Origin of the sequence: Bacillus yapensis (genome assembly GCF_005280205.1) — a bacterium.
In the GTDB taxonomy this organism is placed as follows: domain Bacteria; phylum Bacillota; class Bacilli; order Bacillales; family Cytobacillaceae; genus Robertmurraya; species Robertmurraya yapensis.
In genome coordinates, this window is record NZ_SUND01000025.1 from 39,578 (window position 1) to 49,810 (window position 10,233).

The window sequence follows — 10,233 nt, forward strand, 5'->3', positions numbered from 1 at the left end:
CCCTACTCACCCATTGCACGTATATAACGAGCATCACCAATTTGAGTGAGATGATTTTTTATCTGTTCATCAATAATTAGCCTGTCTAACTCTTTACCTTTTCTGTTTCTTAACATTCCGCTTTCATACAATACTTGCATGTAAGCTCTTTTTAACTTCTCTACATTAATGTCGCTCCAACTAGCTACCTTTTCACTTTGCTCCGCCTTAGAGGTGAAGAAGAGATTGATGTCCTTCTTTTCTATTAGATAGTCATTATTATGTAGCTTTTCCCCTATTACCTCATCCATGAATTCAAAAAATAACAAATCAGTCTTCATAATGGCATACAGGTTAAGGGCTTTTCCCGCTTCAATGGAACCTTCTAACATTAAAGAAACAAGAGTATCATCAATAGCTTCCGCCCTTTTCATAATGGAAGGTAGTGCTCTATTGATTCTCCCTTGATTATTAAATTGAAACAGATTTTCTTCCTTTACTTTTTTTCTTATCTCATCTTTGGCTAAGCCTTGTTGCTTCAACTTTATAACCTGTTTTAACTCAAAAAGTAAAAACGATGCCCCATTCAAACTTGAAGAATATTCTAATTCCATTGTCATGCAATCAAACCTTTCAAACAAGACTATTTTCCTACTTTATTTTCAATATCTTTCCTACCACAGCTAAACGCCTTTTACCGCATTGCTGCTGAACGACCTTTGTGAACTCATTCTCTTTTATTAGTTTTTCTTGATTATGTTCATATAAGTTTTTAATTCCATCTATTAGCTCATTCTCTTTTATCTCTTCCTGCCAATAGGAATCCACTAGCTTGTTCAAATCAACAGCCAAATCTCTCTGTGTACGATAAAACATTTTTAGTTCCACAGAATTCACCTCTTGCAATTTTCTTACTTACTTATTATTTTAGTCTTATTTCAATTGGAACTCAATTCCAACCATTGATTATTACCCATTTTCTTGTTTCATTCTCCATATTGTGCTCAGCTAGGCCTAAATACGGTCTATAAACGTTTCTAAAAGCTAACTTCAATATATAAGTACCGTATTATGTACTCAAAACGGTTCCAATGTGATAACTATGAGTGTCTCCCTCTAATTTCTGTATTTAACAACAGGAATCCCTCACAAAAAAAAGCTACTGAAAATAAAATCAGTAGCAATACTTTCAATTACTCATCCTGTAATCTTTTTTAGAGATTCTTTATCTTTTAAAACCTGCTTCATGTATTCCTCGGCTACTTCCTCTAATCCAAATCCATTTATTAGGATATTTAGACGGGTTGTCATCTCACAGCCACGGTATCCTTTTATAAGCCTGAAAATGAAACTTGGCGAGAGGTTGGTCCTATCAGAAATATCCTTCAAACTATATCCTCTTTGATTCTTTAATTGCTCAACTAATTCGCCGAAGTGATTTTCAATCATATCAAGAACATGCTGATTTCCTTGTTGTTCCATTTTAGTTTCCTCCTATTAATTCACTGATGCTTGACCAGTTCCTGATTTGTCATAAGACCTTATATACTAAGCAGTATGGGGTTCTCTTATTACTCCTATCTCAATCCAAGTTTCCCTACTATATTGGAATATTTCTTTATTAGTTATCTACTATATAAAAAGAAAAAATTAAAGGGGGAATCATTATGGATACACAAGAATTTATGAGTTTATCCGCACTAGAAAAAGTGGAATTAGTCAATAAAATGCTTAAAGAAGAGGAAGATTGCCATTTAAAAAATACGGCTTCTAAATTAGGGTTGTCTGAATCTACTTTCTCAAAAGTCATGAGAGATAACTCATCTTATCAGTACAACAAAACTAGCAAACAATATGATCGAATTATGCCAATAGAGGAGTACAAGAAATATCTCCAATCAGGGTCTGACGAGAACAAAATGGAGGAAACATTGCAGTTTGTTGCTGAACATCTCGAAGAGTTAAAGGGGCTTTTGCATGCAAATGAAACTCAATTGGTTTTAGAGCCAGAAATATATGACTCTAGCAGCACAAGTATCACTAGAACGATTCAGGTAAACGAGGACATTTTCAAGTCTTTCTATGACTTGTATTCTAGTAGATTCTCACACATCCGCCTTAGAGAAATCTACAGTAAGTGCCTTCTTGATTTTATCAAAGCCTATCAACCTAAAAAGACCCCTGAGAATTAGTATCAGGGGTTTCAATTACCTTTTTACCACTCATGTAACAAATCAATTATTTCACTCTGTCTATATTTATCCCAACCATTTTCAGCTTTGTTTGGGCCTCGTTAAGAAACTTATATTTACCATGGGATAACCTCCATCCTCATAATTAAATACATGTATATCCAATAATTCTCTCTCGGCCTTTTCAATCTTTTGTTTCTCACTCTCTATAAATTCATCAATAAGCGTTTCACTACAAATTAGGGAGGAAATACTCGTTCCAGCCCATTTCCAAAAATCCGGGGATTCTCTTTTAATTATGTCTTTTTTGATTTTCATTTCTTCGATTACCTCCTCTGTTCTCCTCACGTTAATTTTCCAATTCTTTCTCTTCTAATCTTTTCAGTGCCTCTATAGCTACAATTAAATGCCTGTTTTGAGGCTTTGATGTAAAAAGAAGATATTGCGTAACCTTCCCAATTACCAATATTAAACTCCAAATTACTTTTGGCTCCCCCCTCCACAACTCATATCCAATAGACCAGGCTAAAAGAAAAACATAAACAGAATCATCAAGTATTAGAGATAGGATGGAGAAACATAGAACGATACTGACAGCCAAACTTGTACCGCAGTCCTTATGGACCCTCGGTTGCCTTCTAACGTTTTCTAAAGTTAAATTTAGGCCACTCTCATAAGTTGAGACAGTCATATGCTCAGCTCCATGATATTTTCCAATGGGACTTATTTTTATGATTAGACCTGCAATAACTAAAAGTCCCAACAACATCTCTAGGTTGTTAATGGGTATTGTATATAAAAAAATTGAATTGGATCTTCCAATGAATAAGAGCTCCATCAAAATCAAGACAATTGCCGCTACTATAAACCTCCTCCAGTGTTCAATTAATAGTTCAAATACCATTGAAAAAGAACGAACAAAAGGTATGTTTGATAGAATAATTGTTATTTTCTTATCTTCCCTATTCACTTTCGTTTCTGTTGTGATTTTCCCATTCTTGAGTTGAGATAAAGCCTGATATTTTTCCCCGGTAAAACTAACATAGTTATATCCAGCCCTTCCTCCTAATACTTTCACTCTTCTTTTTCCACTCAATCTTTCTCCCCCCTCTTGCTAAAACTTGATTTTTACTAATGACTAAAGTCAAAGGAAAATAAAAAAGCCCGTATTCCCCCTTATCTGGAATACGAGCTATTTAATATATTAAATTTTATTTTGATCATAATTTTTTTTATCATCATTTTCCCTGCTCTAAATTTTATTAATTTGTATTATAACTTTAGGAAGTGCGATAATCAAGATACGTATTGGGATAAACTTTTACTAATTAGAAAGAGGGCGATGTTATGTATTCACTTGTTGAGGTATGCAAGAAACTAGGGTTAGATCGTCAAACAGTACAAAACATGTGTGAAAAAGGAAGGTTCCAGGGTGCTTATCAAAATGAAAATGGTGAATGGCTGATTCCGGAGTTTATTTTTACTACCACAAGAAAACAGGACGAAAAAGCTGAGAAAATCTTGCAGCATATTGAAAGAAAAAATCGTGGCGGCAGGGATGAATCTGATGTACCTCATATTCCTGCAAAAGTAATAGCTGATTTTTATGAGGTTACATTAGAAAAAGTGATAAGTTGGATTAAACAAGGGTACCTTTCTGGAAAGCAAATGGAAGGAGAATACTTAGTACCAAAAGAAGAGTTTGATTACCTTAAATCTAAAAGAGATAAAGATTCAACAGAAGAAGAAATCAAAAAACTACTTGGATCGGACTATATTGAGGATTGGGAAGTAGAAATTGAGGATTAAATAAATTGTTAGTCCAAGGGAAATTCAATTCATCCTATTTTCAATTATTACTAAGTAAGCCACACTGAGCTAAATCTACTGAATGGCTTTGCGATGCTACAGTATACTCAACACTTTTCAGAGGTTTAAAAAGTGTTAACACTTCGTAAAATAAACATTGATATAACAAAGGTTCATAGAAAGTAAATGTTGAAATTGCCTAATCAACCTTACATTTAAATAATTGTTGAGTGTTAACACATTTTACTTAGAAAAATATGAATTGCCATTTCTCTATTTAGTTTGTTTCCTCACTAGAATAGAACCTTTTAAATTTTCCTATCCTCTTGAAACAAGGGTTGGGGAATATTGAAGAATTGGTTAATTCTGTATGCGATAAGCTGAATTTTTTATTTAGATATGTATTGGAACTCTATTTTTTCACCTTTTAAATCCACTTTCTTTTTCTCCCAACCATAATCTAGCCAAGAAGCACACTGTCTATATTTTTCCGTTCGTGAATTTGACCACCATGTTGGATTCTTTCTAGCAGTTGGTGGTAAATCCCTTTTTAATACATCTTCAATCTCCTTAAAAGTAAGTGTGGTCTGTGTAACCCCTTTTTCCACCAGCATGTTTAAGTGTTGACTAAGAGGATAATAGTCAGAGGATATACTCATTGCAATCCCTTCTTTCAAGTTTATTGAATGTATGGTAGCACAAAAATCCAATATGCGTAAGTAATGAAAGAATTGTGAGTTAGTTATTGTGTTCAGAGGTAAATGATTATTTTACATCACTTGAAAATAGAATGCCTCTTTTCATATTGATTTAACGTTGAAAATCCCCTTTTATTAACAAAGATATAATACTTTCGTAAAGCATTTTGAATAGAACCATTTGAGTCAATTAATTCGCTTTTAATTCGCTTCAACGTATTATACATTTTCTCATCATCTCTTACTATTTCTTCCAGATTTACGTGAAATTCATCTTCCACTTTTCTTGCTTTGCTTAGTCTGGAACGAACAGCTTTATCCTTGCTTTCAATCTTACCGTCATTAACAAGGAATTTTTCAAACTCTTTTTCTCTCATATAATCCTCTCCCTATCCATTTAGATTTTAGATTATTGTGTTATCTGTAATAAGTATATACTATTTTTTTGCAGCCGGATTTAGCAATTTCATAGCTAAACACCATGTTTGATTCCTCAAGATCAAACCGCAGTTGCAACAAGGTAAGGAGGATAATGAACAAATAAAAGGCCTGAACTCATAATAGATTCAGCCAAAATTTATATTGATTGATGATTGGAAAACCACATAAAGGTATTAAGTCTATCTATTGTTCCTCTGCACCACCCTTATTGCTTAGAGACGTTCCTACCTTTCCTTTATCAATCATTTTTCCATTCACTTTAAATAATACATCACTTAATATCTCCTCTATGTTTTTAATATCATAGTATGCAATTCGTAAAAGGGGTATCTTCTTATCTTTACAGTACAAATCCTTTATTGTATCGTTATTTTTTATATATTGAAGCCCCTCCACTCCAAAAATGGGGAAATAATGAAACTCTCCATCAAACTCTATAAGTAGTCTAATTTCCTGCGATTTATCAAAAACTGCGAAATCGAACCTGAGCAAATTTTTATGCCTACAGTCTTCAAATGTATACTGAAACTCGTACTCTAAATTATTTTTTTGAAGGAAACTTGCAATCCTTTCTTCACCATGGCTCATATTACAAAAAGGGCATCCACTTCCCCGTAACAGTACCTCTGGATAAGCCCAATTTTTATGTCCGCATTTAGAGTTAAATACAAATACCGGGGTTTTCATGTTTTGATATTGAGTTAGTAAAATATATTGATCTAGGTCAGCCTCTTTTAACCTTTCACTGAATTGAGTTGTTGATAGTTTTTTATTCCCCCAACAAAAAGCACAGCTATGTCCTCTTAACAAACTATTAGGTGTTCCAAAGTCAACGGTGTTACATTTATTATGTTTTATAAGAATTGGATCATGCCTACTTTTGTAAGTTCCCATCACACTATACTCACTACCATGTACCTCCTGTAATTCTCGTTCAAACTGTAGCGTACTTCGCTTGTAATTATTCGTACAAACTTTGCAATCGTGACCCTTCAACAAATTATTTGGATAGGCATCTATAATCTTTCCACACCTCTTATGAAAAACATTAACTTTTTCTTTACTGCCACGATATTCACCGACTGCGATGAACTCTCCATTCCATTTTATAATTAATTCCTTATCAAATTGTTCTATTGACTTCATCTTACCTTCTCTTATTCTTTTACCTACGCACTCCTTGTTAGAACATTGTTGCCCATTCACTAGCTTATTCGGTGTCATAAAAAATGGTTTTCCACAAATTTTATGTTGAACTTTGATTTTCTTATTACTTTTCTGGTAATCTGACAGAAAGGTATACTCCATACTATATGGCTTCATTGAAAATTTCCGATAGAATTCACGCTTATTCTTTTCCTGCCTAGCTTTTGTAAAGGCTTCATTGGAACATAATCGACAGTTTGGTAATTGTAAAAAGGCTCTTGCAGTAACAGAAAACTCCCTTTTACAGGTAGTATGAAAAAGTGTAACTTCTTTATTATAGCCATGAAAATCCCCCTTCAACTCAATATCATCTCTGGTCTTTTCTGCAAGACGCTCTATGAAAATCTCTTTAGTTACCTTTGGAACTTTCATACCTGTATGACTCCCTTTTCTAATTATCTATAGAAAAAGCATCTCCTTTTAAATACAAATTATACATTTTACCCCAAACTCCAAGGATATATACTATAGTCAATGGTAAAATTTTTTTGCCTGTCAATATAGGACTAATGACTATGCAAGGAACTATACCATGTAATTCGCCAAATTAGCATGGGGGAGATAATTCTCAGAGCAACACATAAGATTAACGACTTTTGCTTTAATCTTGACAAATAATAGGATTCTTTTTGGTAAATCTTAAATAAAATTCGGATTGTCTTTCAGCCTAAAAGAGTTAAAAAAATGCTGGAAGGTAGCCTTATCTATTCTGTAAGAAACACAACTGGAAAAGAACAGGGGACAGCCTGAACTGATACAAAGGCAAGGATTGGGAGAACACAGAGTAAAGGTAAACCCTATTAGACTTGTTTTGATTTTTAATTGTAATGTGGGGGTGGATCACAATTGGATTCCTGCAGAAATTATCATAAAAAAATCCGAAGGCCAACCGGAAAAAATACCGGAGAAACCTTCGGATTTGGAACTTTAATTTTATTTAAGAATCGTTAATTTTGGATAGTTGGTGTTACTCTTATTGATCTTTATCTTTATCTTGATCGTTATTATACTGATCTTCTATTTCTTCAAATTCTATGTCAATGATGTCTGGCATTTCTCTCTTGATTTCATCCATGTCCTTTTGAAATTCTTGTGTTGTGTAGTTTAAAGAATCATACATTGTATTTCTTAAACGGTTTCCCATTTTAGTCATTGATGTATAAGTTAGACCACCAGAAACTACCCCTCCAACAACAGGAATTACTTTAGAGACCCCTTTTGCAAATGTATCTTTTGTCATCTTAACCCCAATAAGAGTTGCTATTTTCTTAACAATAGGATAGTAGAAGGTTTTAGTTAATGCTTTTTGAGGTAGCTTTTTTAATGCCTGTTGTGCCATTTTGGAAGAAACCACTTTTAAGGTCGAGGCAGCACCACCTACACCAAACATAACACCAAGGAATAAAATTAATTCACTTCTCACTCGCTCCAAGTCTAGTTCATCATCATCCCAAAAGTCCCTGTATCCAAACATATAAGCTAGTTCTTGTGATAAACGTAAAGCTACTCCGAAAAATTGCAGAGTGTCGGCAGGTATTGTGGCAGCCATAGCCCACCCACCAGGTAGACCAGCCGCAAACGATGTACCAGAACTTTGTAACGTTCTTTTATTTACGAGGGATTTTGCCATTCTGTTAATTTTGTCAGTACCGATCCCTACTTCTTGTGGTCCTTTATCAATCAAGATAGGGATTTTATCCGAGCTTAATTTATCACCGAATGTTTTTACCAAAAATTCTTTTCTATTTACTTTAACACCCGGCATCTTTAATGCGTTTGCTATAATTAATTCAACATTTGTGGAATCTCCATTATTAGTCATGCCATGAACCCTCTTTCATATTAGCGACGTTTTAATATTTATGATACATTCTTTTCGTAATTTAAAGATTAGTGCTTGTAAACTAGACAGCACCTTATAGTCATTTGTTCTGGAGTTTTTCTCTCAATTTTTCATACTCTGCAATTTTATCACGAAGACTAGCCAGACAAAACTGGAAAGAACCTTCGGATTGGAAACATTATTTTTAGTAACGTTATTTGTCTTTTGAAACAAAAAAAAAGACTGAACCTACTACAAGATCCAGCCCGAATTTTTATTGATGTTGGTTTTAAACAAACGTTTGATTAATGATTGAATAATGGTTCCATACATAGCTCATTTGTGTGCTGCTGTTCCGTGATTCCTTACTGGTTGGGTACCGACTATGTGACAGTGGGAACAACCTTTTAGCGTGGGGAAGTAGAAAGTAACAGGGGCATAAGTCATAGCTCACTACTACCACATGACCAATATTAAATTTTAAAAACTTTGACCTTAGTTAGCAATTACCTTTTTCTAATTCGTTCATCGTCTTTAAGTCGCTGATATGCTTTACTTTTTAAAAATCGTTCCGGGTTTTTCCTTATAGCTTCCACAATTTTTTCTTTTTGGCTTTCTGAAATTTTCTCTCTCGATTCTCTAAGGTCCTTAGCCACAGCGAAAAGCTCATTAAACACTGGTGAAGATACAGCATGTTTTGGCTCCCCCATATTAAAGAATCCTTTTTCCTCTACTAAAGTATTTTCCCAAACCTCTTCAACAGCCTTTTTTAAGATGGTGACAATTAATATTCCCTGAAGATTTAAAAATACATATGAAGAGTCGGGGTCATGGCTAATATAAGTATAGCCCACAACACTTCCCCCGATGGCAGTATGTAAATCAAACTCCCTGGTATCCCCAGACGCTTCCTTAATTGGGCCAAAAAAGAATATATGATTTTCAATGTGACCAAGGTCTTTTCGTTCTCCAAGAAGGAATTCACGCATGATTTTTTCCGCTTCAATTAAAGTATCTAAATCTATAATATCAATATTTTGGTCACGCACAAATTCTACGATATCAAGATAAAGGCTTCGCCAACTGACGGATGTAATGAAGTAATTGAGCCATTGTTCATATTCCACCACTTGGAGATTGTCCGAATGATAGGGATGATAAACTTTATTAGCAAAGATTGTTTCATTTGGACTGAATCTATCTTCACAGACACCACATAGCATCGCCTGTTTGTCACCGTCCTGAATTACCCTGTTTGGTTGCGATGCCATTCGCATATTCCCTGTTGGCGAATTCCTCTTCATTGACCTAAAAACAAATTTTGGGATAATATGGCTTTTTTCTAGTTCCCTTTCTTCCTGACATAATGCACACTTACCCATAAAACCTTCCTCATTTCTTCTTATCCTAGAACAAAAAATAGTCAAAAAGTGTCCCACATGAAGATATTACCCTCTCAAATAGGTACAATAACCATTGTTTTTTAGAAAGAAATTATAAATCGTTTCAAAAAAAGACCGTCTTAGACGATCCTTTTTTAAATGATTCATTCTTTTTAACAGACCTCTCAACGACGTCATTACTAAAGACTAGAAAACTTACACATAAAGTAATTGCTTGCAGTACGATTTGTATCCCTTTAAGGCTTGTAAACAGTTCTTTCATAATAACCACCCCTTTATCTTTTATTGTTGAGAGTTGCTCAACTGAGCACGGAACCTGTGCCGTCTGAACAAGCGGGGGAGCCTGTTAAAAAGAATGAATACCTTATTCTACCATTTTCTGAATGTTTCTTCAACAAAACTGCCCGTTACTTTAAGTGAACTTTTTCAATAAGTTCTTGTAAGTACATCAAACCACCCTTTATTAATAAATATATTATTGGGCAACTTAACCATCTCTATTTAGAAAAACTATTTGGCAAAATGACTTTTCCCTTTTCTCATCTTTTTCTTCCTTCTACTATATTCAACTGCTAAAATGTTGGTATTTCCACCCCTCTCCCTCCCACTCCCCTCAAACCCTTGCGGTTCTAAGCCCCACCCTCTTATCTCGCCTTTTTTCTTCATTCCATTATGTTACATAG

The 10,233-nt window shown here is 34.3% G+C and carries 12 protein-coding genes; 2 read left to right on the forward strand and 10 right to left on the reverse strand.

The window, feature by feature from the left end; all coding sequences use genetic code 11:
- Positions 1–2: 2 nt before the first annotated feature.
- From FAR12_RS21725 to FAR12_RS21735, 3 genes are all read right to left on the reverse strand, one after another.
- The gene (locus FAR12_RS21725) at positions 3–599 is read right to left on the reverse strand and encodes a DUF1819 family protein (RefSeq protein WP_126410858.1); all 597 of its coding nucleotides are present in this window, start codon (positions 597–599) and stop codon (positions 3–5) included.
- A 31-nt stretch (positions 600–630) separates the two neighbouring features.
- Positions 631–867 carry a TIGR04540 family protein gene (locus tag FAR12_RS21730; protein ID WP_246010473.1) on the reverse strand — a complete coding sequence of 79 codons (237 nt, stop codon included), beginning with the start codon at positions 865–867 and terminating at the stop codon, positions 631–633.
- 309 nt (positions 868–1,176) lie between these two features.
- Entirely contained in the window at positions 1,177–1,461 is a 285-nt protein-coding gene (locus FAR12_RS21735; protein ID WP_126410860.1) for a response regulator, read from the reverse strand.
- A 185-nt stretch (positions 1,462–1,646) separates the two neighbouring features.
- Here FAR12_RS21735 and FAR12_RS21740 point away from each other — a divergent pair, with 185 nt between their 5' ends.
- A complete protein-coding gene (locus tag FAR12_RS21740) occupies positions 1,647–2,171 on the forward strand; it encodes a hypothetical protein (protein ID WP_126410861.1) in 525 nt (174 codons plus the stop codon).
- Positions 2,172–2,252: 81 nt separating this feature from the next.
- Here FAR12_RS21740 and FAR12_RS21745 read toward each other — a convergent pair whose 3' ends face one another.
- The gene (locus tag FAR12_RS21745) at positions 2,253–2,519 is read right to left on the reverse strand and encodes a hypothetical protein (RefSeq protein WP_170972292.1); all 267 of its coding nucleotides are present in this window, start codon (positions 2,517–2,519) and stop codon (positions 2,253–2,255) included.
- A gap of 1 nt (position 2,520) precedes the next feature.
- The gene (locus tag FAR12_RS21750; RefSeq protein ID WP_126410863.1) at positions 2,521–3,267 is read right to left on the reverse strand and encodes a DUF1385 domain-containing protein; all 747 of its coding nucleotides are present in this window, start codon (positions 3,265–3,267) and stop codon (positions 2,521–2,523) included.
- A 251-nt stretch (positions 3,268–3,518) separates the two neighbouring features.
- On the opposite strand from FAR12_RS21750, the gene FAR12_RS21755 reads away from it, so the two are divergent.
- Entirely contained in the window at positions 3,519–3,980 is a 462-nt protein-coding gene (locus FAR12_RS21755; protein ID WP_126410864.1) for a helix-turn-helix domain-containing protein, read from the forward strand.
- A 389-nt stretch (positions 3,981–4,369) separates the two neighbouring features.
- Here FAR12_RS21755 and FAR12_RS21760 read toward each other — a convergent pair whose 3' ends face one another.
- From FAR12_RS21760 to FAR12_RS21780, 5 genes are all read right to left on the reverse strand, one after another.
- A complete protein-coding gene (locus FAR12_RS21760) occupies positions 4,370–4,639 on the reverse strand; it encodes a DUF7662 domain-containing protein (RefSeq protein WP_126410865.1) in 270 nt (89 codons plus the stop codon).
- Between the two features lie 116 nt (positions 4,640–4,755).
- Positions 4,756–5,055, reverse strand: coding sequence for a hypothetical protein (locus tag FAR12_RS21765; protein ID WP_126410866.1), 300 nt, complete (start codon positions 5,053–5,055; stop codon positions 4,756–4,758).
- A gap of 247 nt (positions 5,056–5,302) precedes the next feature.
- A complete protein-coding gene (locus FAR12_RS21770) occupies positions 5,303–6,697 on the reverse strand; it encodes a PDDEXK family nuclease (RefSeq protein ID WP_126410867.1) in 1,395 nt (464 codons plus the stop codon).
- Positions 6,698–7,298: 601 nt separating this feature from the next.
- Positions 7,299–8,147 carry a bacteriochlorophyll 4-vinyl reductase gene (locus FAR12_RS21775; RefSeq protein ID WP_126410868.1) on the reverse strand — a complete coding sequence of 283 codons (849 nt, stop codon included), beginning with the start codon at positions 8,145–8,147 and terminating at the stop codon, positions 7,299–7,301.
- Positions 8,148–8,653: 506 nt separating this feature from the next.
- Complete coding sequence (locus FAR12_RS21780) at positions 8,654–9,451, reverse strand: hypothetical protein (RefSeq protein ID WP_185819435.1); 798 nt, start codon at positions 9,449–9,451, stop codon at positions 8,654–8,656.
- Between the last annotated feature and the right edge of the window lie 782 nt (positions 9,452–10,233).